This window comes from uncultured Roseovarius sp. (genome assembly GCF_913054395.1).
In the GTDB taxonomy this organism is placed as follows: Bacteria; Pseudomonadota; Alphaproteobacteria; order Rhodobacterales; family Rhodobacteraceae; genus Roseovarius.
The window spans coordinates 33,221-55,888 of sequence record NZ_CAJXIP010000001.1 but is presented as its reverse complement, the minus strand read 5'-3'; the positions used below and the strand labels follow the sequence as shown (position 1 = coordinate 55,888).

General features: G+C 61.1%; 22 protein-coding genes. 3 read left to right on the top strand and 19 right to left on the bottom strand.

Annotated elements, in window-relative coordinates; all coding sequences use genetic code 11:
• Positions 1–143: 143 nt before the first annotated feature.
• Positions 144–674: a hypothetical protein gene (locus tag QZ522_RS00280; protein ID WP_294606260.1), complete on the top strand. Its 531-nt coding sequence runs from the start codon at positions 144–146 to the stop codon at positions 672–674.
• 16 nt (positions 675–690) lie between these two features.
• Here the strand turns inward: QZ522_RS00280 and QZ522_RS00275 are convergent, their stop codons facing one another.
• From QZ522_RS00275 to gspG, 8 genes are read right to left on the bottom strand one after another with little or no spacing between them, the layout of a single operon-like run.
• Positions 691–1,458: a hypothetical protein gene (locus tag QZ522_RS00275; RefSeq protein ID WP_294606258.1), complete on the bottom strand. Its 768-nt coding sequence runs from the start codon at positions 1,456–1,458 to the stop codon at positions 691–693.
• The gene (gspM, locus tag QZ522_RS00270; protein ID WP_294606256.1) at positions 1,455–1,967 is read right to left on the bottom strand and encodes a type II secretion system protein GspM; all 513 of its coding nucleotides are present in this window, start codon (positions 1,965–1,967) and stop codon (positions 1,455–1,457) included. Before gspM ends, QZ522_RS00275 begins: the two co-directional genes overlap by 4 nt.
• Complete coding sequence (gene gspL / locus QZ522_RS00265; protein ID WP_294606254.1) at positions 1,967–3,169, bottom strand: type II secretion system protein GspL; 1,203 nt, start codon at positions 3,167–3,169, stop codon at positions 1,967–1,969. Before gspL ends, gspM begins: the two co-directional genes overlap by 1 nt.
• Positions 3,166–4,089, bottom strand: coding sequence for a type II secretion system minor pseudopilin GspK (gene gspK, locus QZ522_RS00260; RefSeq protein ID WP_294606252.1), 924 nt, complete (start codon positions 4,087–4,089; stop codon positions 3,166–3,168). The genes gspL and gspK overlap by 4 nt, the downstream gene beginning before the upstream one ends.
• On the bottom strand, positions 4,089–4,718 hold the full coding sequence (locus QZ522_RS00255) for a type II secretion system protein GspJ (protein ID WP_294606249.1): 630 nt from the start codon (positions 4,716–4,718) through the stop codon (positions 4,089–4,091). The genes gspK and QZ522_RS00255 overlap by 1 nt, the downstream gene beginning before the upstream one ends.
• Positions 4,715–5,104 carry a prepilin-type N-terminal cleavage/methylation domain-containing protein gene (locus QZ522_RS00250; protein WP_294606247.1) on the bottom strand — a complete coding sequence of 130 codons (390 nt, stop codon included), beginning with the start codon at positions 5,102–5,104 and terminating at the stop codon, positions 4,715–4,717. The genes QZ522_RS00255 and QZ522_RS00250 overlap by 4 nt, the downstream gene beginning before the upstream one ends.
• Complete coding sequence (locus QZ522_RS00245; RefSeq protein WP_294606245.1) at positions 5,101–5,589, bottom strand: prepilin-type N-terminal cleavage/methylation domain-containing protein; 489 nt, start codon at positions 5,587–5,589, stop codon at positions 5,101–5,103. The genes QZ522_RS00250 and QZ522_RS00245 overlap by 4 nt, the downstream gene beginning before the upstream one ends.
• Positions 5,577–6,041: a type II secretion system major pseudopilin GspG gene (gspG, locus tag QZ522_RS00240; RefSeq protein WP_294606243.1), complete on the bottom strand. Its 465-nt coding sequence runs from the start codon at positions 6,039–6,041 to the stop codon at positions 5,577–5,579. The genes QZ522_RS00245 and gspG overlap by 13 nt, the downstream gene beginning before the upstream one ends.
• A 113-nt stretch (positions 6,042–6,154) precedes the next feature.
• Here gspG and QZ522_RS00235 point away from each other — a divergent pair, with 113 nt between their 5' ends.
• Positions 6,155–6,901, top strand: a complete 747-nt coding sequence (locus QZ522_RS00235; RefSeq protein ID WP_294606241.1) for an A24 family peptidase — start codon at positions 6,155–6,157, stop codon at positions 6,899–6,901.
• Between the two features lie 81 nt (positions 6,902–6,982).
• On the opposite strand, the gene QZ522_RS00230 is transcribed toward QZ522_RS00235, so the two are convergent.
• From QZ522_RS00230 to QZ522_RS00195, 8 genes are all read right to left on the bottom strand, one after another.
• Positions 6,983–8,302, bottom strand: a complete 1,320-nt coding sequence (locus QZ522_RS00230; protein WP_294606240.1) for a hypothetical protein — start codon at positions 8,300–8,302, stop codon at positions 6,983–6,985.
• A complete protein-coding gene (locus QZ522_RS00225) occupies positions 8,236–8,658 on the bottom strand; it encodes a hypothetical protein (RefSeq protein ID WP_294606238.1) in 423 nt (140 codons plus the stop codon). The genes QZ522_RS00230 and QZ522_RS00225 overlap by 67 nt, the downstream gene beginning before the upstream one ends.
• Positions 8,658–9,407 carry an SCO family protein gene (locus QZ522_RS00220; protein ID WP_294606237.1) on the bottom strand — a complete coding sequence of 250 codons (750 nt, stop codon included), beginning with the start codon at positions 9,405–9,407 and terminating at the stop codon, positions 8,658–8,660. Before QZ522_RS00220 ends, QZ522_RS00225 begins: the two co-directional genes overlap by 1 nt.
• An 83-nt stretch (positions 9,408–9,490) precedes the next feature.
• The gene (locus QZ522_RS00215; RefSeq protein ID WP_294606235.1) at positions 9,491–11,449 is read right to left on the bottom strand and encodes a hypothetical protein; all 1,959 of its coding nucleotides are present in this window, start codon (positions 11,447–11,449) and stop codon (positions 9,491–9,493) included.
• A 57-nt stretch (positions 11,450–11,506) separates the two neighbouring features.
• Positions 11,507–12,244 (bottom strand): SCO family protein, encoded by a 738-nt coding sequence (locus QZ522_RS00210; RefSeq protein ID WP_294606234.1) that lies wholly within the window; start codon positions 12,242–12,244, stop codon positions 11,507–11,509.
• A gap of 45 nt (positions 12,245–12,289) precedes the next feature.
• A complete protein-coding gene (locus QZ522_RS00205) occupies positions 12,290–14,176 on the bottom strand; it encodes a multicopper oxidase domain-containing protein (protein WP_294606232.1) in 1,887 nt (628 codons plus the stop codon).
• 676 nt (positions 14,177–14,852) lie between these two features.
• Positions 14,853–15,659: a hypothetical protein gene (locus QZ522_RS00200; protein WP_294606230.1), complete on the bottom strand. Its 807-nt coding sequence runs from the start codon at positions 15,657–15,659 to the stop codon at positions 14,853–14,855.
• Between the two features lie 171 nt (positions 15,660–15,830).
• Positions 15,831–16,718, bottom strand: a complete 888-nt coding sequence (locus QZ522_RS00195) for a hypothetical protein (RefSeq protein ID WP_294606228.1) — start codon at positions 16,716–16,718, stop codon at positions 15,831–15,833.
• A 256-nt stretch (positions 16,719–16,974) separates the two neighbouring features.
• Between QZ522_RS00195 and QZ522_RS00190 the strand changes: the two genes are divergently transcribed.
• Entirely contained in the window at positions 16,975–18,030 is a 1,056-nt protein-coding gene (locus QZ522_RS00190; protein ID WP_294606225.1) for a DMT family transporter, read from the top strand.
• Between the two features lie 51 nt (positions 18,031–18,081).
• Here QZ522_RS00190 and QZ522_RS00185 read toward each other — a convergent pair whose 3' ends face one another.
• From QZ522_RS00185 to glpD, 3 genes are all read right to left on the bottom strand, one after another.
• Positions 18,082–19,290, bottom strand: coding sequence for a glycosyltransferase (locus QZ522_RS00185; RefSeq protein ID WP_294606224.1), 1,209 nt, complete (start codon positions 19,288–19,290; stop codon positions 18,082–18,084).
• A gap of 149 nt (positions 19,291–19,439) precedes the next feature.
• Positions 19,440–20,951: a glycerol kinase GlpK gene (glpK, locus tag QZ522_RS00180; protein WP_294606222.1), complete on the bottom strand. Its 1,512-nt coding sequence runs from the start codon at positions 20,949–20,951 to the stop codon at positions 19,440–19,442.
• 111 nt (positions 20,952–21,062) lie between these two features.
• Positions 21,063–22,631 (bottom strand): glycerol-3-phosphate dehydrogenase, encoded by a 1,569-nt coding sequence (gene glpD / locus QZ522_RS00175; protein ID WP_294606219.1) that lies wholly within the window; start codon positions 22,629–22,631, stop codon positions 21,063–21,065.
• Positions 22,632–22,668 lie beyond the last annotated feature (37 nt).

Sequence of the window (22,668 nt, the reverse complement as noted above, 5' to 3'; positions counted from 1 at the left end):
TTTTTTCCTGTTTCTATTGTTAAACCGCCGCTGACACACATATGACTCACCCTCAAGATTTTTCGCAAAACCCCCCGATTTTCCTTGGCCCGCCTCTCGCCGGACGTGGTAGAGAATGGCTATTGAGATTTTCAGGAGGGCGCATGCGCTTTCATTTCCACGCCAGGCCTTTGATTTTATTGCCCGTTTTGATGGCCCTTGCGGCCTGCGAGCCGGGCACGATCAGTGAGGGCAACACGTTTCAGCGCAAATACAGCACGGCGCGCAAAGCACTTGAGGCGGGCAATTATGACACTGCGATCAACGGTTATGCCCTGCTGATCCCGCAATCGGGCCCGCTTGAGCCGCGGATGCGGCTGGAATATTCCCACGCCCTGTTGCGCGCGGGCCGCTATGATCAGGCCGCCCAGGTGGCCGATGCCCTCGCCAATACCCGCAAAGGCAGCGACCGCGCCGCCGCTCTGGCCGTCAGCGGGGCGGCGAAACATGAAAGCGCACTGTCCGATATAAGCGCAGGCACCACCGGGCCGCAGACCGTGGCCAAGCTGCGCGCTGCGGATGCCGCTATGGCAGAAGTAATGGCACTTGACCCCGATCTTGATCCGCTCGGGGCCATGGCGTCGCGGCGCGACGACATCAGGCAGGAACTCAAAAACCTCGGCGCGCACGGCTAAGACCTGCGCCACCCTTTCACAAAAGCGGCCAGTCCAGCGACAGATCAAGATCGCGACGCACCACCCAGGCATTGCCCTCTCTCTGGGCCACCCGGTCAAGCGCGCCCTGCCAGTCCGCCGGCATCGCGCCCGCATCCTCGATGCGCATGTCCAACACCGCGACCGGGCTTCCAAAGCGACCCTCAAGCCTGCCGGAAACGGCGATCACATCCCCCGTCAGGCTAAAGGGCGCGCGCCATCCACCGCCCTGATCCGACAAAACGGTCATCTCTCCGGTACCAACCTCTTGCCCGTCGATCCGCGCCCTGCTCCAGCGCAGACCGGCGCCAAGTGCGCGCAGGCTTTGGTCCGGCAGGGCCAGATCGGCACGCAGGCCGGTCATCTCGACAAGACCGTCCAGCGTCAGCCCCCTGATCGGGCCCGGCCATTCCCCAGGCAAAATCTCGATCCGCCCGGCGCGGATCTCGGCCCGGTCCCGCGCCATCGAAAGGCCGATCTCGCCCCGCCCCGTAAGCCCCGGTGCCGTCACGGTCATATCCCAGATCGCACCGGATGCCGCGAGCCGTGCAAACCGCCAGCCAAGATCGGCCTCGACCGGAAGCCCCGTCACGCGCAAACCGCGTGCCGCACCGCGCCAGAGCGTCGCGTCATTTTCAACCGGACTGGCCCAGCCCGGCACCATGCCCGGCGCAAGCCCGCGCAAATGCCCTATGCGCCCCTCGATCAGCCCGACAAGAAAAAGGCCGGACATCACGCCGGCAAGGATCAGAAGAAACCGCTTCATGGCAGCGCCACCAGGCGCAACTCGGCGGCCACCACATCTTCGCGCTCACCCCTCTCAAAGGTGAAACCGGCAAGCGTATAGCCCCAGCTTTTCTCCTGCGTGCCAAGCCATTCGGCCAGTTTGGTGAACCGCACCGCGTCAAACCGCATGGTAATGCCCCCATCGGCGGCATTGGCAAGTTCGCTTGCCTGCAGGCGCAATCCGGCCTCGACAAGACTGGCCTCGATGCCGCTGATGCCGATCGGCGGCCCGGCTTTTGCCCCCTCCCCCGCATTGCGCATCGCCGCGGTTTCCGAGGCAAAGATCAGGGCCTGATCCGCCACCCAAAGCTCGGTCGCGCGGGCCTCGGCCACGTCGCGCCGGGCCGCCGCGCGCGCATCCCCGAGCGGCAGGGCCACGCCATAAATCATGCCCAGCGGCAGCACCACGAGCGCCAACATCGCCAAAAGCAGCCGCTCGCGCCCGCTTAGCCCGAGCAAACCGCCGATCATTCGCTCTGTCAGCCCCATTATTGCCGCCTCCTGTTCTGTGTAACCGCCATGGCCAGAACGGCCTCGATGCCTGCCCCCTCGCGGGTGACCGATTGCGCGACGCGCGGCTCGACCCCTGCGGTGCGCAGCGCGGCGACCAGCGCATCGAGCGCCGCGAAATCCTCAAGTTGCAGATCAATCACAAGACCCGCCCCCGGTTGATAGCTGACCCGCGTGATGGTGCCATCGTGATCGGCAAGAACCGCCCCCGCGCGCCGCAGCATATCCAGCGGGCGCGCCTCGGCATCGCCTTCGCTTCGCGCGGTGCGGGCGCGATCAATCCGCTGACTGACCTGGGCGCGGATATCAAGGATCGGCCCGGTCGGGATCATCACGTCGCGCAGGATGCGTTCGGCATTCTTGCGATAGGCCAGTGACTGATCGCGCAGATCGCGGGTTTCGATCACCGTCGCGACACTCCATGCCAACAGCCCCAGAACCGCAAGCCCGACGGGCAGGCGCAGCCGGTTGAGCGTGCGGCGCATCTCGGCGCGCTCGGCGCCCGGATCGCGCGCCAGATCAAGGCCTGGCTCGCCCTGCCCAAAGGTCTGCGGCGGTGCGATGTCGTGATCGGCAAGCTCTTGCACATTGTGGCAGAGCGCCCAATCCTTCGTCGCAAGGAAGGCGTCAATCGCAGGCGCGCCATCGCCAAGACGCAGCACCGCCCGCGGCGGCTCTGTCAGTGCCGCCTCTTTCAGAAGGGCAAGCGCCAGATCGGCCTCGCCGGAAAAGCCATCCTCCGGCCCAAGGCGCGCGCGGACTTGCGCGCCTCGTGCCTCGATCACCCAAAGGTTTGGCGCCGCGGGCAAGGCCAGGTAGTCGGGCAGAACCGCCTGGCACAGCGCCCCCGCCGGGGCCACCGCGCGGGCCCAGCCCCGGCGTTCGTCGGCATCGGTAACAAGCACTTGCTGCCATCCATCGCCCGCGCGTCCAAGGCGCGCCGGACGCAGGTCAAGCCCGTCATCCGAACCGCCATAAGCATCGCGCAATTGCCGCATCGCGACCCGTTCCCGCGCCTGCCCCTTCAATGCCTGCGGCAGGGCAAGACGCACAAGCGGCGCCGCCGTTCCCGGCACCAGCGCCACGAATGGTTCGCCCGGAAAGTCCCCGTTTGAAGTGAGATCATGGATCTTGAACGGCGTCGCGCCTGCAGATTTTTTGCGATTTAAAACAAGGGTCATAGCGGATCCGCCCGACGATTTTTGATTTCAACGGCACCTGTCAACGCAGAGCGCTCTACAGTCACGACACGGCTAAGGATACGCCCATCGAGAGCAAGGTCAAACCGGGCCTCGAACCAGCGGCTCGTCACCCCCAACCCGCCCTTGGGCGCCTGCGACTGTTCGATCACACGCGGATGCAACAAGCCTTCGGCGCGTTCGCTGAAATCACCCCGGCTGCTGAACGGCAGGCGGTCACGATCGGCAATCAGCCGGGCAACCCCCGCCGGATTGGCCGTCGGCAAAACCGCACCCAGAACCTCGGCAGAGGCGGTGTTCACATTAAGCGGCGTGCCCTTCGGAAGAGCCGCAACATATGGCAAAAGCCGCGCGTAATCTGCGACCGTCATGCCCCGCACAAGCCGCAGTTCCTCAATCGCGGCAATCGGGGCGCCGGGCGGGCGCACCGGCAGATCGCGCGCGCCATATTCTTCGGCTAGAACCGGCCCGCGCTGCTGAACGAAACCGGCCACCTCGCGCGCGAGCGCCAGCGGAAGGCCAAGTGTGCGCAGCAACCGCTCGAATGCCTGAACCGCCGCAAGATCGCCCGGATCATTCAGGGCATTGACGTTGAAATGCCCCTGAAGATCGGTGATTTTTCCAGCCAGCTTTGCCCGGTCGATATCGGCCTCGAACCTCTCCAGCGCCCAGCCTTCACGCAGGTGGTCAAGATTCTGGTCACGTTCCCAATCGGCGCGCAACACCGGATCAATCAACCATTCCGCAGCGTCGAGATGCAGCATAGCCTGTTCGCTCAGTTGCAGATGCCCGACACGGCTCTGGCTTGTTTCGGCCCGCAGCATAAGGCCAGTCGCCACGGCCGAAATCGCCGCCACCATGATCAGCGCATTCAACAGGGCTATGCCGCGATCACGTTTCATCAATAGCTCACCACCACCCGCAGGGGGCCGTAGATATCCGAGTCAAACTGAATCTCGACCGCCTCGGGCAAAGCGAGGCGCGGCAACGGCCCCGGCAATCCCCACCCCGCGACCCAGCCCTCTTCGGGACCGGCATAGGCACTCACGCGAAAGCCCGCGATCCTGTCGAAAATCTCTGTCTCGGGGGCCAGCGCATCCTCGGATGCAGGGCGCAATACCGGCCAGACCTGCCGCATCAGCCGTTCACTCTTGCGATCATGGCGCCAGATCACCCGCGACAGGCCCGCCGCCTGAACACCAGGCAGAACCGGTTGACCGGAGGTGGAAAAGACAAGAACACCCTCATCGGCGCTTTGATCCAGAAAGGCGGGTTCCGGCTCGGTGCCCTCGGGCGGCCAGAAGGCACGCGGCGCGGCGGATTTCAGATCATTGCGCAACAAGGCAAGGCCCCGCGACAGCGCTGCTGCCTTGTGATCGGCATCGGCGATCCGGTCGCGGGCGCGCATCATCCCGCCAAGCGCCTGAAGCCCCATAACCGCAACCATGGCAAAAATCGACAGGACCGCGACCAGCTCCAAAAGAGTCAGCCCACGATCATCGGCCGGGATGTTTTGGGGCGCCACGGTCATTGCAACACCTCTGTGCGCGCGATCACCACGACCCGCCCGCCCGGCAGATCCGGGGCACGTGTGGTAATCGTCGCCTCGGTAAACCCGGCGCGGGTGATCTTTTCGCTCACCGCGATCTTCCAGTCATAGGGGCCGTAGGTCACGCGATTGGCAAGCACGCGCGCCCCGCTCGCGCCCAAAAGCCGAAGCTCTTCGGCACGGTTGAGGGCCACTTGCATCGCCATGACGCGGGCCGCCTCGCCACCAAGGACACGCCCGGCCTGATCGGCACTGCGCAGGGCGGCCATGGTGCCGATGGAAAGCACAAAAACCGCGATCACCAACTCCAGCAGGGTCACGCCGCGCGTGCCACCCGCTTCGCGGATATCCGGGCCGGGCCGGGTCATATCCCCTCGCAGGCGAGACCGTTCAGCCCTGCCGAGTAACAGCGCATGACGGTGCCATTGGTGATGAAACTTATGTCAAAACGGGTTACCTGACCGTCGGGCAAAAACACCAGATCGGGTCCTGCCACGCGAGCCAGTTCCGTGGGTATGATCTGGCCACTGGCACTTTGAAACCGCATTTCACCGCGAAATTTCTGCGCGCGGCCAATGGGTTGCCATCCCTCGTCCGGCGCCCCCGGCCTGGGGGGTAAAAGCACCTGCCAGCCTTCGGGCACAAGCGCGACACCGCGTGGCTCATGGCCAAGAATGGCCGCATCGCGCAACCGATCATAAGCCGCGCCAAAGCGCAGAACATCGCTTTCGCCGCCTTTGCGCTGTGTCACCGAGAAGGTTGCGGTAATCGACAAAACCGCGATCACAGCGACCACGATCACCATCTCAAGAAGGGTAAATCCGTATTCGGACGCTGGTCCTATTCGCTCCATGAGCCGATATCCGCATCAACACCATCCCCGCCCGAGACACCATCCGCGCCCAGGGTGAAAATATCGAACTCGCCGTGAATTCCGGGCTGAAGATATTGATAGGAATTGCCCCAGGGATCCTGCGGCAGGCGATCAATATACCCGTTTGATGCATAATTTTGCGGTACGGGTGCGATTGTCGGGGCTTCGGTCAGGGCAAGCAGGCCCTGTTCGGTGCTGGGATAGCGAAAATTGTCGAGCTTGTAGAGCTTGACCGCGCCACTCAGCACCGCCAGATCCGATTGCACGCGCGCCACGCGCGCCTGATCGGGGCGGTCAATGATCCGCGGCATCACCACGAGCGCAAGGATCGACATGATGACCACGACGACCATCAGTTCCAGCAAGGAAAAGCCGTCCTCGCCGGTCAATCTGGCAGGGGTGGCATGCGGGTGTGACGTATTGATTTTCATGGTAAAATCGGTCCGTAAAAAATATAGATTAGCAAGTGAATCATAGACCAAGGGGGCGGCTTGTACAATCAAAGCCTTGCTCGCCCGGCCCCTTTTCAAGCATCGGATCACCCATGCCCGCCACCGTCCCGCTCGCCTTTTTCCTGATCCTCTCCGGCGCGGCGGTGGGATCATTCATGGCCGCCTGGGCGGATCGCCTGCCGCGTGGCGAAAGCGTGATCTCGCCCGCCTCGCGCTGTCGGGATTGCGGATCACCGGTTTCATGGCGTGACAAGGTGCCGGTGGTGTCATGGCTGATCCTTGGCGGCCAGTGCCGGGCCTGCGGGAAGGCGATCCCGCAGCGATTGTTTTATGCCGAAATCGCGGGCGCGGTGTTGGCGATTATGGCGATCTGGGGGGCGCAATCACCAATTCAGATGATCCTTGGGGCGCTTTACCTCTGGATACTGCTTGGCCTCATGATGTGCGACCTTTCGGCCTTTCGCCTGCCCAATGCGCTGACCGGGCTTTTGTGTGTGACCGGCGTCGGGCTTGCCTGGGAAGATCCGTTTCGCACACCGGTGGACGCGGCGTTTGGGGCGGCGGTCGGCGGCGGCGTATTCTTTCTTATTCGCATTGTCTATCAATGGCTTCGTGGGCGTGAAGGGCTCGGCCTGGGTGATGTCAAACTGATGGCCGGGATTGGCGCAGGCCTTGGTGCGATGGCCCTGCCGATGGTGGCGCTTATTGCGGCCTCGGCGGCACTGGTTCTGGCGGCACTCACGGCATGGCGCACAGGTCAGCATCCGGGATCGGGCCAGGAAATTCCCTTTGGCGCCTATCTTTGCGGGGCCTCGGCCCTGTGGTGGCTTATCGGTTAACCATATAAAACCGCTAAAAAGCATGGGCGGCGGGTTTCCCCACCGCCCACTACGTACCGTAAGGGCCCATTACTCAAAACCCTAGGGTACGATCCAATCACTCACAACGCGGTAGCCAACCCTCTCGTCCGGTGCCAGTTCCGCGATGAATGCGCCTTTCGAGGCGAAGCGTTGCCCAGGCCCAAGGCCCAGTTCCGGATGGGTGCCCGGATTTAGCTCATTTTCTGCCTCATGTTCAATGATTTCAAGTACATAATCACGGTAAAAGTCATTGATTGCATGCATGAGGCCAAATTCGATCATCGTCAGTGCATAGTAGGTCTGCAATTGGATGCGCGGGTGCGTGACATCCAACCTACGCGTGTGCATCCAGCCGCGGATGCGGTACTTTCGCGGGTGATAAGACCCCGGCTTGTCATAGGGCCAGATCAATTTCGTCCGCGCGATCATATCCGGCGAAAAGGCGGCGACGGCACTATCCTTGCTTGACGATGGCAACGTGATCATCGCTGCCTTCGGCCCGATCTCGGCGAGAACCTTGACCGCCTCGTCCACATCCTGCGGCCAGATCACAAGTGCCTCTGCATCCGCATGACGTGCCAGAGCGGCACGAAGCCCTTTTGCGCCAAGATACTCGACACTCTCGACCTCGGTTTTTTCAAGCACCATCTCCATGGTCTCGGCAAAGGCGGCGGCGGGGCGCTTACCTTGCGGACCGGCGCCATGAAGCTGCACCACGCGGGCGGGCGGGTTTTCCTGATCGCCCAGGTGGATCGCCAGGGCTTCGGCCTCAAGCGGGATGCCCCGGTTGAAGAAAACCGAATAGCCATAACGCCCCTCGCCCGGTGTGGGCAACTCGGTGTTGGGGAAAATGCAGGGCATACGCTTGTCATCGCAGAACTTGCCAATCTCGTCCCACGGGCCTTTGACCAGACCGCTGACCGAGGCAAAGACCGGCTGTTCGGCATATTTGGCCTCAAGCTGGGCGCGCCATGTTTCCGGCGCGCCTTCAAGCCGCCATACATGCAGGTTCCAATAGCGATAGGCACTCACGAAATTCGAGCGGTAATTCGGCGAGAAGGTCGGGTTTTTGGTGTCCCCCTCGGTGTCCCGGTTCATCCACTCAAAGTAAAGGTTGAGCGTGCGCAACATCGCCTCGGCCTCGGCCGGATCGGCATCGGGACCGATAACCGTGGCAAAGTGAATATCGCGCCCGTCCACACCGGGGTCGATATCCGCCGACAGCGTCTCAAGGAAGGCGGCCAGATTTGCGACATCCGCCGAGGACAGCTTGTAACGCGGCATGATCGGATCAAAGTCGTGACCGGCGGCATCTACACCCTCGCGCAGCGCCCGCGCCAGAAGCACCTCGTCATGCGCGGTTGACGCACGCGGGCCCAAAAGTTGGGCGGTTGCACCTCTTGATAGAGGTCCTTGAAAATCCGGTTCCGGTCCAGGCGCTTCTTGTCGAACAACACCTGGCCCATGATCGGCGGCACATAGTTGCCCCCTTCAGAGGTGCCAAAGCCGCTTGGGCGATGACAGTTCACGCAGGAAAACTGAGCGCCGGAAATCTCGACATCGCCCTGGGTGACGCCGGTGACCGGCTTGCCATCGGCGCCGATCCCATCCCAATACAGACGGCGCCCAAGCTCGGCATCCCCCGCCTGACCAGCCCCGGCCAGAACCGGCGTGACCGCGAGCACAAGTGCCAGGCCAACGCCGCGTAATGCCTTGTGCAGGGATCCGACCAGCATCAGTTCACCTCGGGGCGAAGCAGGCTGGCATATTCATTCGCCAGTTCCTCGGACGACAAAAGCCCCTCAAGCCGAAGCCAGGGCGCGCCCTTCGCCTTGCGCAGGAAGGTCAGCGGCCGATGATACATCTTGTTCTCACCCTTATAGACGGCATCAAAATCGCGCACGACGGTAAAAATATCGTCAAACTGCCCCGTCAAAAGCACCCAGTTTTCACGGGCATCATGCAATTTGGCATAGTCGCGCAACCGACGGGGCGTGTCATATTCCGGGTCAATCGAGATCGACACCATCAGGTAACCCGGATCAATCGCCACCAGATCATCCTGGGTCTGGCCAAAAGTCGCGCTCATCACCGGGCAGATCGTGGCACAGCTGGTAAAGATGAAATTCAACAGCACAGGCCCGTCATATTGCATCAGCTCGGCAAAGTTCACCTTGCGCGCATGTGAATCGCGCAGGATCACATCGGACATTGGATAATCGTTCAGGGTGCGCTTGTATTGAAAGCCGTCGCGCATGGCGTTCTGGCTGTCGTTGGCGGCGCGGCTGTCATTGGCGGCATCCATACCAAGATGGATCGGCATCCGGTGGTCTGTCGTTATGTCATGGGTCTGGCCATGATCATGTCCGTGACCGGAATGCCCGCTTCCGGCCATGGCGGCAGGCGCGGAAAATCCGACAAGTGCAACGGCAACGGCAAGGGCACATGCCGAAACAGAACTCAGAGCAGCTCTGATATGTTTCATTTCAAGTCTCCGTCGGGAAAGTAATATCTTAAAATGACGGACACCGGCGGCCAGAACCGCCGATGCCCTTATCTTATGCTCTTTTAGTGAACCGACCAGACCGCCGTGTCATGGTGCAGAGCATCGAACTGATACATCCGCAGACGACGGGAAGGCTCATAGGTGAACTGCACCGTAAGGCTGTGCTCACCGACGCCATCGGTATTGACGTAATCGGACATCGCATCAGGCGTGCTGCCCATCGCGGAATAGAGCGAATCTGTCCAGTGATGGTTGCCCTGGTCGGAGCCGATAACCTCCGCCAACGGGCTTGTCAGCGGCGTCGGTGAAAGCTGTTGCGGACGCACCGCAGGCGGGACCGGAATTGCACCCTGACCGGCCACATGGATCCAGAAGGCGTTCCGACCGAAGGTAAAGAGCGGTCCGGCCCCCCCAACAGGCAGGGTATTGTGGAAGGTATTTTCCCAGCCACGCAGACCGCCGAAGTCGACCAGAACATAGGCATGACGATAATAGTCGCCGTTCAAAAGCTGAATTTTGACTTCGTCACCACGCTTGTCCCAGACGCCATCGGTCATACGGACTTCTGCCTCGCCATCATGGCCTTTGAGCTGTCCATACATGGTGTTGTTCAGGAACAGAACGGTCACGTCGTAACCTTCCCCCATCTCATAGCCGGTGGGCAGTTTGTTACGATTGCTCCAGTCGTAGAAGGCTTCGCGAATCTGCGCCATCTGTGCCTGAATGGCAGAGCCGTTCTGACCCGCGAACGAAGGGCTGTCGGGACGGTTGGTGTCCATATCCGCAAGTTCGCGGAACATCCGCCACATACGCTTGGCCGGAGCCGTGTCGCCGATCATTTCGATCGCCGCCAGTTTGGCCGCTTCGCTCTCACGCGGGTTTTGACCAAAGACGCCGATCTCGGCAAAGTTACGGCGGTTCCCGGCAATCGGCACAAGAACGTTTTCCGTCACCTGAACCCGCGGCGGGTGGTTCCGCCAGCCCCAGTGATAGCTGAGGTTCCAGAAGCGTGCCGGGGGCATCTTCATGTTGAGGGTATACATCAGGCCTTCTTCCATCGGGAAGAATGTCTGATCGAAACCGACGTTCGGGATACGCGGCGTCGCGTTTCCGCCTTGCGTCAGGTCAGGCCCGCCAACATCCGACAGGTCAAGTTCTTTCGGATCGTCAAAAATCATCGTGTACGGCGCGAAATCCTCGTGCCCACGGTTCAGGATTTTGACGTTGTACTTGATCGTCCACTCTTCGTCGTTCACCACTTCCGGGTCGATATAGGCGGTGTCGGATTCGATGTGAGTGTCGTACCAGATCTGGTTGACCGTGACCGATTTGGTCACCGGATCGACCGCCTTTTCCTTCAAGCCACCAAGATAGTGCAGCAGCGGAAAACCTTCGTATTCCCGACCCGCCAGCGGACCACTAAGGTCGTTTCCCTCGATGATGTCCACAGCATGGCGCGCAAGTTCACGCATGTCACCCAGGGACCCGTCCTGCGGGTACTCAGAACAGTACTGTTCACCGCGTTTACTGCGACACTCGCCATAGGACTCCGACATCGCCTCGATCTGATCCATGATCCAGTCGAGATCATCGGTCGGTGAGGTTTTGTCGATCGGCGTGACGATCGGATCGTCATGCAGATTGTAGGGATTGTCCGGTGTGGACGGCAACGTGTTGGGAATCTCGTTGCCACGGCACGATTTGACGTTTTCATACACCGTCGGGATCATGTTGGGCGGATTGGGCCCAAAGCTGTCACCTTCCGGATGCACCGCCTCGCCGCCTGCTGTTGTCAGGTGGGTTTCGGTGGCCGCCGTAGTGACCTCGCCGGTAATCGGGTCGATCACCGCGTTGGTGACGCGGGTCTCGAACGGGACGCGCGGTTGCTGACCAGAACCGAACTGATCGATACAGAACTGGTTTATGCCTTTGAGGCCCTGCGCCGAAGCGGAAGTCCCCCCGAGGGACGCAGCAACTGGCAAAGCCACCACCGCCGCCCATCTAATAGATTTGAGAAACATTTTCGTAGTCTCCGTTTTAATGCTGTGCTGGGATCCCGGTTGCCCGGGCCCAGTAACTCAGACTTCGCGGTTATGGTTGCGCGGATCCTTGAGATCGAACACACGCGGACCGGCCCGTCGCGTCTTGCCATCCGCCGGGATGGTATGCGGCATGACCCACGAAACCCGGTTGGCGGCATCATCGGCTTGAATATCAACCGGGAATGCGCCCCAAAGACCTGCGCTGCCGTTGCCATAGAAGATGACATCGACCTTGCGGCTCTGGCTGGGTTTCGCGCTGTGGCCCATCCGGTACATCCGGAAGGCCAGATCCGAGCTGTTCTCACGCGAGCCCGTCAGGAACGTCCAGGCAGCGGGTGCATTGAACTCGGCCGCGAAAGCCTTGAGACGGTCGGGTGTGTCGAATTCCGGGTCACGCGTGATGGAAACGACCTGGATTTCGCTCCCCACTTTGTCACCCAGCTCGGCCACAACCTTGCTCAGCTTTTCGGTAATCGGAAATGACGCTTCTTCGCGGATGCTGAAAAAGTTCATAACCACGATGCGGTTCTCGATATAATTTTCGTAGAACGCTTTTGTTTCCCCGTGCTGGTTGGTCAGTACCAGATGCGGGAACGAGTCCCGTTTCGTGGAATCGATCACGTTGCCGGTCTGCGTAACGCGGCCGTGATGCATGCGCTCCATGGCCGCTTTGGCCTCGTGCGCCGCCCGTTCCGAGGACGAACCCGCCGTGGTCGTAAAGCCCACCGCCGCGGCGACCGGAAGCCCGGTCAGAAATTGACGTCTATTCGTCATGATAGTCTCCTCTCTTTCTCAGAGATTTCCATGGTCGGTGGAAGCTTAGTCGCCCTGACCCGGCTCAACGATGTCCCAACGGATCATCATGGCATGGTCTTCGTGAACAACGTTGTGACAGTGCATCACGTGCTTGCCGAAGAAGTCGCGCCAACGGCTGAAGAACGTAACCTCGTCTCCGGGCCCAAGCGAAACCACGTCCTTGCGGGACCGCTCAACCGCACTTGGCGGACGACCGTTGACCTCAAGAATCTGGAACTCTTCGAAGTGGGTATGTACCGGATGTGCCCAGGCATTGCCTTCGTTGCGGAAGGTCCAGATCTCGGCAGAGCCCTGCTCGATCTTGGCATCCACGCGGTTGGGATCCATCAGGCGACCGTTCACCGTCCACAACCCGTTGTCATAATCGAAGACAAACAGGCGCTTGCGGCGCACTTCCGACATGCGGATCTTGGGAAGCTTGCGCATCTTGGCCGGAATTTTCGACGGATCGGCGACCTCGCCCGCTTTGCAGCGGAACTGCATCACCGGCATCATGTCGTCGCCTTCAAGCGTATAGCCGGTCGGGCCAGCGCCATCAGTCCGAATTTCCTTGGTATTCCAAACTTCGACAAGATCGCCATCGCCGTACTTCGAGAAGTCGACAATCACGTCAAAGCGGTTTGCAACCCAAAGTTCGAACGACGGTTCGATCAGAGGCGCCTCAAGCAGGTTACCGTCGTTCGACAGGATGGTCCAATCGTCGAAGTAGGGCTCACCGCCACCGGCAGGTGTAACCTTGAGAACCAGCGTGTAAAGACGCGAGGGACCGCCGTTCAAGAAACGGAAGCGGTACTTGCGGCGATCCACATCCAGATAGGGCTGGATGATGCGGTTCACGGTGATCTTGTCGCCGACCATACCCTGAGTGGTGTATTGCAGGCGGTTGGGACCGAAGTCATCCAGAGCGCCCTGAGAGTTGCCCACATCTTCGGGTTCGGCCTTGGGGTCCGGCGAAATCGGATCATCGGGCATGAAGAAGTCCCAGATCACCTGACCGTTCGGCTGGAACTGCACGTCATGCAGGATCAGCGGAATGTCATAATCGCCCGACGGCAGGTTGAACGCATTCGGGTTCGGATCGTTTTCGTTGTTTGAATCACGCTCATCAAACAGCAGGTAGAAGCCCGAGAAGCCCGCGTAAACGTTGGTCGCGGTGAAATCCAGACGGTGGTCGTGATACCACAGCGTGTTCATGATCTCGGTGTTGTCATAGTCCCACCCATCAGGCGAGCCTGCGGGGAAGTTGCCGTAATGGTAATCCCAGAATTCGCCGGGATTGAAGAAATCCTGAGGAATACCGTCCGATTCAGACGCGGTATGCGCGTTGTGAAGGTGGATCGTCGGCGAAGGAAGCGCGAAGGTCACATTGCCAGAGCCCACAGGGGGCAGAAGGTTGTTGCGACGCAGGAAGACCGGCTCGCCATAGTTGGACTTATAGGTTTCACCCGGCGTGATGCCATTGAAACCCCAGTGCCAGGACCCGACATCCGGATCACCGTCACGGCCAACAACATCGGGTGTGCCGTCACCATACGGGGGCTGCCAATGATACTTCCAGCGGAATTCGGTCATCACCTCTTCGTAGTGGTTGGCCGGCGGGAAATCGTCGAACCGCTGATGGCGCTCGGGCTCGATCGGCGGATCATATGTCGCCGGGTCGATCGGCTGCGCCGTCGGCATAATGTTGAGCGGCGCAGTAAATGGTTCAACGGCAGGGCTCGGCGAGGTGACGATGCTCGGTTGGAAATTGTCGGGGAATACCAGACCGTCCTGCGTCAGACCTTCCGCAGCGCTGTCCGGCCATTGCTTGATCTCGGCCCCGGCCTGCGATGCTACCGCAGTAGCGCCCGCAACACCCAAGCCAAGCTTCAATGCTTCTCTTCGTTTCATGCTTAGTCCTCCAGCAGAAAAAGCTCGCGAATATTACTTTTGTCACGCGCCAGAAATAACGCGATCGCCCTCGCGCCAAATGTGCCGCGAGTGAGAAGGGCCAATAGACCCCGTTTTCAGAACGGCCATCACGCCGCCTTATTTAAGGTTCGAGCCAGGGCTCGAGAGTTGGGATTACAGGCCGGTAGGGGTGAGTAATGTGTGGCCCGCGCAGGTCAGTAACCTGCGAATTTTGGTTTAATATTTTAAGAGCAATTGCTCCCTGTTCCGCGCACGAAGGCAGCACGGCATTGCCATTGGTTAATATGACAGGAGCGGCATAAAGTCGCCCTCGTCATGCAAGATGACAGCACAAAAAAAAGCACCCGACAACGGTAACATTTCCGTGATAGGTGCATGATTTTACTTGTGAACGCCGATTGGAGGATCGTCGAAAATACAAGCTGTTGTTTAAAAATGTTTTCTAGCGACTATATCCAGATCGTAAACAATCCGAAAAAACTTTCACCTATGGTAAAATAGGGACTCTGAAAGCATTTTCCAGAGGGGACAGCCCAAAAATTTGGGCTTACCTTGCGTAACTCCCTCTTAAATTGCACAGCAAGTCTTGCAAAGACCATTGGCGCGAGTGCGATTCCCGTAAAACGTGAATCCAGGCCTCATGTTTTCTTGGTGGCTATCCGCGGCCGGTGATTTTGACTGTAATGGTGCGTCGCTGGCCCTTGCGCAGGATATCTATCGCGAATTCATCCGCACTGCGCAGAATTTGCGCGGCATTGGCCAGGTTTTCAGGATCGGCAACCGAATACCCATTCACCCGAAGCACCATATCGCCACGCTGCAAGCCGATAAGGTCATAGACCTGGCCTTCGCGCACCCAGAGGATTTCGGGGTATTTCTCGCCCTGCCCGCCATTTGGGGCGACCATGCGAACACTGCCTGCACGCCCAAGGACGCGACGCATGTCACGGCCGGAAAAGGCGCTGATGGGCACTTCGGCACTATCGCCCTCAATCGCACCGTTCGACATGATCCGCGCCATCATTTCGCTTGTGGTTTCCTCAAAGCGGATCAGGACGCGCTTTTGGTCTCGTTCGATCCAGACGCCGTTGGCCTCGATCTCAAGCACGGGTTCGCCCCCCACAAGCCGGTCCCCGGCCCGCACAAGCGCATTGCCATCCGACGCGTTCATGATCGCCCAGCCGTCTGTTCCACCGGCCACAAGCCCGACGAGGCGGTACTTTTCCGCCTTTTTCGGGGGGGCCTTGGCGCGGGGCGGATCGGGCACATAGGCGTCAAACACCGGCGGCCACCCATTCGGCAGCGCCTCGGGCGCGGCCGCATCGACCGCCGCCAAGGCTGCGCCGATCTGAACCGGGGCCTCGGCCGGCAAACCCCGCGCTATCATCACCAACGCCAGTTGCCCGCCGCCATAGCCAAAGGCGATCGCAGCGGCAAAACTCAGAAATCCGCCCCCGCGCATCCGATCAGCTCCGGTCAGCGACACCGCGAAGCGCGCGGTCAGAAGACAAGGTGGTGATCAGCACGTCGGACGATCCCTTTTTGATGGTCGGGTCTGAGGTCACGGAAAATCACTTGATATAACGGCCCGAAGCATAACCCGGCGCGCGCGCCGCGACAACCGGCGCTGACACTAGGCCCCCATCGGCGCCACGCTCACCGGCATTGCCCAATCGGCGGGGGGGCTCACCTCATCCGCCGGGCGCGCCAACAGAACCTGTGCATGGAAATACCCGGTGCTTTCCACCCCCTCGGGATCATGGCCCTGTGCCCGCGCATTGGCACTGGCGCGGGCCTGTTCATCGGCACTTTCAAAACGACGGTGCACGAAGGGCGGCACCGGCAATTGTTCCACCACCAGCCCGTGATCGCGCATCACCTCAGCCGCCTCGGGTCGCTCGTTGCCGCGAATGGGCGAGGTCATCACCCAGGGCTTGCGCGGCCCCGCTGCCGCCAACAGCCGGTCAAGCGCGGCCGGCATAAGCTGTGCCACGCTCCCGCATTCCACGATCATGTCACACTCCGCCAGCTCTGCCGCCAGCTCCGGCGAGGTCGGGTTTTCCTGCAAATCCTCGACAAAGCCCGCATCAAATAGCCCGGCCCCAAGCCCGTAGGCAACCGCATTGGGGGCCACATCCAGCCCCACAAAGCGCATCGGTGGCACCTTGCGCCGGATGCTGTCGAACCAGGCGCGATCCTCGCGGATCACCTCGGGCGCGGGCATCCCGTCGAAGGCCGGGGTCCGATAGCGATCGAACACCTCTGCCAGCGTCAGGTCATGCCCCATCAGGGCGCTGACGATGCCATAGCTGCTGGCAAAATCCACGATCCGCGCAGAGTTGAGCCCGCGCAGGCGCATCATCTCGGCCAGACCGGCACGAAACGCCGCCACCGCGTGATGCTGATTGCGATAGCCAAGCGCATCCATCATCCGGAAATAGGCGCGGCAATCCGGCTGATTATAGGTATCGTCGAAAATCGTGACAAAGCTTGTCGCTGCGTCCTGTGATTGCTCTGTCATGGTCTGCACTCCGCCTTGATGCTCTTTTGGGTTCTGGCCCTGTTGGGCGAACCTTGCCCCTGACTGGAGGCATTACAACCAAAATCACACCGATTTTCACGCCGGACAACACAAGCGTGATCGGTTCGCCGCTTTTGAAACAATATTACGTGCGGCTGTCGGCAACGTGACCTGCAGCTGTACAACCGTGCATTGATCCCGCCCCGACAAAGGCTCAATTTAAGGGAATAAGATTTTTCAGGTCAGGACACCCATTATGAGCACCACAGCCACCCAGTCCCTTCCGGACCAATCCAAGATCCTGTTGGGAGCCTCGCTGGCCTGGGTTGCGGTGCTGATCTATGCCTCGTCCAATTCGATCGTGTCGCTGCTGGCGGATATCGGGGCGAACAACCGGGTCATGGGGCGCAATGTCATCACCTATTGCAACCTGCTGTTTGTCGGCTCGCTCATGTCGATGGTGCCGATGCTCTTGATGTTCTGGCGCGACTGGACGTTTGAAAACCTGCGCGCCCTGACCACGAAGCACTGGCTCATCCTGACGCTCTCGGCCTTGCTGTCCTCGGCGCTGACTCCGGGGCTGTTCTTTTATGCGCTGGAACATACCACGGTGACCAATGTGGTGCTGATGGGACGGATTGAACCGCCGCTTTTCCTGCTGGCGACATTCCTGTTGCTCGGCGAGGAATTCGAGCCGTGGTCCTTTGTCGCCGGACTTGTCGCGCTCTGCGGGGCGGTGGTGATGATCGCGCTCAAGGCCGATGACAGCAGCTTTGTGCTCGGCAAGGGCGAGATCGGCGCGCTGTTGGCGACGCTGTCTTATATCGCCTCGACGCTGGTGGCACGCACCGGGCTTCGCGGTATTCCGCTTGGCATTTTCTCGATCTACCGCACCGCCGTGGGCACGGTGTTCTACTTCTTCCTGGCGATCTATCTGTTCGGGCCGCGCCATTTCGAGGATGTGTTTCACCCTGTCGTCTGGCAGTGGGTCTGGATCTATGCCCTGATCGTCGTCATCGGCGGACAGTTCGCCTGGGCCCTTGGCCTGAAATATGCCCGCTCCGGCGATGTGTCGCTGGCAACCTCGTTCTCGCCGCTGGCCGCCATCGTGATCGCGATGATCATGCTGGGCGAAGACCCCGGCCCCGGTCTGATCCCCGGTGGCGCGATCATCCTGCTGGCGGTTGGCATCGGTCAATATGGCCGCGTTCGCCGCAATCGTGCCCAGGCGCGGGGCCGGGCCGACGCGGGCCAAACGGCACGGGACAATGCGATGCAGCATGAAGGCGAAGTGAATTTCAAAGGCGCCTGACCCGGACAGGCAAAAGCGGCACCTCGTTATGCCGGGCGAACGGGCAGAACATCAGCCCACAGAGGGGCAGGTCGCCGCGCGCAAACCGGGCTTCAGCGCGTCTGGCAACGAGTCGCTGGTTTGAAACATTTCACGCATCAGCGCACCGCCCTCGCCCTTGACGCCAATCCGCTCAAGCGCCACGCGCTTGAGGGCTTCGCCATCCTCGGTCTCCGGGGCGATATCCGGGCGGAAACCGCCAATCACACCCCCCGCCTGACTGGTCGGCATCAACAATAGTTCTGACGCCAGATCATCCGCCCCCGCGTTCAACCCTACTGCCGCCTCAAAAACCCGCGCCTCGCCCGCCTGCGGGAAGGGCGCCAAGACGCAAAGCTTTGCCGCATTGGCGCCTGGGGCAAAGCCCGCGACCTGTTCAAACGGCAAAATCCGCAGGGTCGGATAAGGCGCCAGAACCTCGCGCAGCACCTGCGCCGCCGGACTTCTGTCACCTGCAAGATAGAGCGTCACCCGCCCCCCCGCGACGGCCCGCGCAGCCAAGGTGGCCAGGGCATGGCGGATCACCTCGCCGCCATCCTGCGCAATCACCACCATCTCGGTGGTGATCTGGCGATGCTGGCGGCCAAGGAAGAAGTTCAACAGCTCTTCGGCCATGGAATTGTAATGCGGCACATCGCGCACGTCATGCTCGATCCGGCCGATATCGACTTCGACCACCCGCGCACCCGCAGCATGCACGCGCAGCATGACATCAAGATCGACCGCGTAATCGCCGACAAGTTCCTGATGCGCGATCAGCGACTTGTTGAACAGATAGAGCCCGGAATTCGGCGCGCGCAGGTGACCAAGGCCGGGGAACATCAGGTGAATGGCGGGCATCACCAAAAGCCGGGTCATCGGCATGTTGTCGGCCGGGTCATGCCAGGCGCCCTTGATCAGGCCAACACCCGGCGCGCGTGCGGCAGGCATGCGCGCGAACAGCCCGGTATCGAATTTGTCGAGGTCCGCATCGACCTTCATCACCCAGTCATATGTCGTGGCCGCGATACCTGCACGTACCGCATGGCCCATGCCGGGGCGGGTCTCGGAAATCACCCGCGCGCCTGCGGCGCCTGCCTCGGCGGCGGTGGCATCCTGCGATCCGTTGTCGATCACGACGACCTCGCCGACATCGGCCATCCCCAACAGGACCGACACCACCCTGCGGATGGTCTCGGCCTCATTCTTGGCAGGGACGATGACAGAGACCGGTTCGGCCATGAGCTCTCCTCTGGGCCGATGGCCCCCAATGCGCTTGGTCAAAGTAATTTCTCAAAAGGTAATATGGCGGACCGCCGACCACAATAGATCATGCCCTCACGCAGACAAAACCCAGAGTGAGCGGTCGTTACCGAAATCGAGGGATCGGCCTAAAACCGAAGCGTGGCCTCTATCGCGCGCGCCCAGGCATCGGTTTTCACCCGGCGCAGCGCGTCATCCATATCGGGCAAAAACTGTCGCTCAAGCGCCCAGGTGGCGGCGAATTCATCCTGACCTGGATAAAGCCCGACCTGCATCCCCGCCAGCCAGGCCGCACCAAGTGCGGTGGTTTCAAGGACCTGAGGCCGGTCAACCGGCGCGTCGATGATATCCGACAGAAACTGCATCGCCCAGTCAGAGGCGCTCATGCCGCCGTCGACCCGGAGGGTCGCCACATCCCTGTCGCGCGACACCGCATCGGCACCCTGCCCGTCCCAGTCATCGCGCATCGCCTGCAACAGATCGCGGGTCTGGAAGCCGACGCTTTCAAGGGCCGCACGCGCCAGCTCCTCTGGCCGCGTGTTGCGCGTCAGCCCGAACATCGCACCACGACATTCGGCGTTCCAATAGGGCGCACCAAGCCCGGTAAAGGCCGGCACAAGCACCACGTTCTGCGCCGGGTCGGCCTTTTCGGCAAGCGGCTGTGTCTCGCTTGCCTCGCGGATGATCCGAAGGCCGTCGCGCAGCCATTGCACCACCGCCCCGGCCACGAAAATCGAGCCCTCAAGCGCATAGGTCGGCTTGCCGTCAAACTGATAGGCGATGGTCGTCAACAGCCGGTTCTTAGACACGACCGGCGTGTCGCCGGTGTTCAAAAGCGCGAAACACCCGGTCCCATAGGTCGATTTCAGCATCCCCGGTTTGAAACAGGCCTGTCCCACGGTCGCCGCCTGCTGATCGCCGGCCACCCCGCGAATGGGGATCTCGCGCCCGAACAGATCGGCGCGCACATGACCGAAATCATCGGCGCTGTTGCGCACCTCGGGCAGCATCTGCATCGGGATATCAAGCAAATCGCAGATCGTCTTGCTCCACCGGCCCTTGCGGATATCGTAAAGCAGGGTACGTGCGGCATTGGTGGCATCTGTCGCATGCACCGCGCCGCCGGTCAGCTTCCAGATCAGAAAGCTGTCGACCGTGCCGAACAGCAAATCGCCCGCCTCGGCGCGCGCCCGCGCGCCTTCGACATTTTCGAGTATCCAGCGAAGCTTGGTCCCCGAGAAATAGGGATCAAGCAACAATCCGGTACGCGCGGCGATCATCTCTTCGTGCCCCGCCTCGCGAAGCGCGCGGCAATAATCGGCGGTGCGCCGGTCCTGCCAGACAATCGCATGGTGCACCGCCTGCCCGGTTTTCCTGTCCCAGACCACGGTGGTTTCGCGCTGGTTGGTGATACCGATGGCCGCCACATCCGCCACGCTTGACCCGGCCTTTTCGATCACCGCGCGACAGGTGCCCGCCGTGCTTGACCAAAGATCATTGGCGTCATGCTCTACCCAGCCCGATTTCGGAAAATGCTGCGGGAATTCCTCTTGCGCGACGGCCACGATCCGCATCTTTTCATCAAACAGGATCGCCCGGCTTGAGGTGGTGCCCTGATCAATGGCAAGGATATGTGTCATGGCTGTGGTCCGTTGTTAAAAAGCGTCATTCCGGGTTTGGGCCGGGTTCAGGGCGGGGAGTTCCTGAAATGATATCCCCGAGACAAGTCCGGGGACAACAGGGCTGTGGCCTTACTGCCGCATCCAATCGTCAAGCGCGGCAATCTGTTCCTCGCTCATCCGCAGCCCCAGCCGGGTGCGCCGCCAGACCACATCGGCGGCCTCGCGGGCGAATTCGCGGCGCATCTGCCAGCGCACCTCGGCGCCGGTGAGAGTGGCCCCGAAATCCGGCCCCAAATCCGCCACCGCGCGCGCATCGCCAAGGATATCCCCCGCCTCGGTGCCATAGGCCCGCACAAGACGGCGCGCCCAGGGACCGGTCAGGAAAGGATAGCCCCGGCGCAGGTTCTGCACCAACGCCTCGACCCCATCGACGGCAAAATCCCCACCCGGCAAGGCCACGCCAGCGGTCCAGCCGCCTTTTGTCTCGGGGAAATGCGGCGCCAGCTTGGCCAATGCCGCCTCGGCCAGTTTGCGATAGGTGGTGATCTTGCCACCGAACACATTCAGCAGCGGCGCGCCATTTGTGTCCTCCAGCGAAAGTACATAATCGCGGGTCGCCGCGGTGGCCGATTTGGCCCCGTCATCATAAAGCGGTCGCACGCCCGAATAGGTCCAGACGATATCGTCGCGGGTCACAGGCACCTTGAAATACTCACTGGCAAAGCGGCACAGATAGTCGGCCTCTTCCGGGGTGCATTCCGGTTTCTGGTCGGCATCGGCGTGCTCGGCATCGGTGGTGCCGATCAGGGTGAAATCAGTCTCGTAAGGGATGGCGAAAATGATCCGCCCGTCGCCGCCCTGAAAGAAATAGCATTTATCGTGATCAAACAGACGCTTGGTCACGATATGGCTGCCGCGCACAAGCCGCACCCCTTCGTTCGTCTCAAGCCGGAGCGTCCCCGAGATCACATCCTTGACCCATGGCCCGGCTGCATTCACAAGCCCGCGCGCGCGCAGGGTGCTGCGATGACCCGTCTCCTGATCGACCAGCGTGACATGCCAAAGATTTCCGGCCCGCTCCGCCGATTGCACCTTGGTGCGGGTGCGGATCACCGCGCCCCGCGCCGCCGCATCGCGCGCGTTGAGCACCACCAGACGGCTATCCTCGATCCAGCAGTCCGAATATTCAAAGGCGCGGGTGAACTTCTGCTTGAGCGACCGCCCCTCGGGCGCGCGGGTCAGATCAAGCGTGGCCGTGCCCGGCAATATCTTGCGCCCGCCAAGATGGTCGTAAAGAAACAACCCAAACCGGATAAGCCAGGCCGGGCGCCGCCCCTTCGTCCAGGGCATCACCAGGTTCACGATCCGCGAGGTCGGCGTTTCGCCCTCAAACCGCATATCCTTATGATAAGGAAGAACAAAGCGCATCGGCCAGCTGATATGCGGCATAGCGCGCAAGAGCGTTTCGCGCTCGATCAGGGCCTCTCGCACCAGCCGGATTTCGAAGTATTCCAGATAGCGCAAACCGCCGTGAAACAGCTTGGTCGAGGCCGAAGATGTCGCCGAGGCGAGATCGTTCATCTCGGCAAGTTCGACCGAAAGGCCACGCCCCGCCGCATCGCGCGCAATGCCACAGCCATTGATACCGCCGCCGATGACGAACAGATCGACAATCCTGTCTGTGCTGGACTCCGACACCGATTCCTCCTCACGATACACCCCAAAGCGAACCATC

Coding starts and splice junctions, on each gene's coding strand:
- QZ522_RS00280 (WP_294606260.1), top strand. CDS start 144: ATGCGCTTTCATTTCCACGCCAGGCCTTTGATTTTATTGCCCGTTTTG.
- QZ522_RS00275 (WP_294606258.1), bottom strand. CDS start 1,458: ATGAAGCGGTTTCTTCTGATCCTTGCCGGCGTGATGTCCGGCCTTTTT.
- gspM (WP_294606256.1), bottom strand. CDS start 1,967: ATGGGGCTGACAGAGCGAATGATCGGCGGTTTGCTCGGGCTAAGCGGG.
- gspL (WP_294606254.1), bottom strand. CDS start 3,169: ATGACCCTTGTTTTAAATCGCAAAAAATCTGCAGGCGCGACGCCGTTC.
- gspK (WP_294606252.1), bottom strand. CDS start 4,089: ATGAAACGTGATCGCGGCATAGCCCTGTTGAATGCGCTGATCATGGTG.
- QZ522_RS00255 (WP_294606249.1), bottom strand. CDS start 4,718: ATGACCGTGGCGCCCCAAAACATCCCGGCCGATGATCGTGGGCTGACT.
- QZ522_RS00250 (WP_294606247.1), bottom strand. CDS start 5,104: ATGACCCGGCCCGGCCCGGATATCCGCGAAGCGGGTGGCACGCGCGGC.
- QZ522_RS00245 (WP_294606245.1), bottom strand. CDS start 5,589: ATGGAGCGAATAGGACCAGCGTCCGAATACGGATTTACCCTTCTTGAG.
- gspG (WP_294606243.1), bottom strand. CDS start 6,041: ATGAAAATCAATACGTCACACCCGCATGCCACCCCTGCCAGATTGACC.
- QZ522_RS00235 (WP_294606241.1), top strand. CDS start 6,155: ATGCCCGCCACCGTCCCGCTCGCCTTTTTCCTGATCCTCTCCGGCGCG.
- QZ522_RS00225 (WP_294606238.1), bottom strand. CDS start 8,658: ATGCTGGTCGGATCCCTGCACAAGGCATTACGCGGCGTTGGCCTGGCA.
- QZ522_RS00220 (WP_294606237.1), bottom strand. CDS start 9,407: ATGAAACATATCAGAGCTGCTCTGAGTTCTGTTTCGGCATGTGCCCTT.
- QZ522_RS00215 (WP_294606235.1), bottom strand. CDS start 11,449: ATGTTTCTCAAATCTATTAGATGGGCGGCGGTGGTGGCTTTGCCAGTT.
- QZ522_RS00210 (WP_294606234.1), bottom strand. CDS start 12,244: ATGACGAATAGACGTCAATTTCTGACCGGGCTTCCGGTCGCCGCGGCG.
- QZ522_RS00205 (WP_294606232.1), bottom strand. CDS start 14,176: ATGAAACGAAGAGAAGCATTGAAGCTTGGCTTGGGTGTTGCGGGCGCT.
- QZ522_RS00200 (WP_294606230.1), bottom strand. CDS start 15,659: ATGCGCGGGGGCGGATTTCTGAGTTTTGCCGCTGCGATCGCCTTTGGC.
- QZ522_RS00195 (WP_294606228.1), bottom strand. CDS start 16,718: ATGACAGAGCAATCACAGGACGCAGCGACAAGCTTTGTCACGATTTTC.
- QZ522_RS00190 (WP_294606225.1), top strand. CDS start 16,975: ATGAGCACCACAGCCACCCAGTCCCTTCCGGACCAATCCAAGATCCTG.
- QZ522_RS00185 (WP_294606224.1), bottom strand. CDS start 19,290: ATGGCCGAACCGGTCTCTGTCATCGTCCCTGCCAAGAATGAGGCCGAG.
- glpK (WP_294606222.1), bottom strand. CDS start 20,951: ATGACACATATCCTTGCCATTGATCAGGGCACCACCTCAAGCCGGGCG.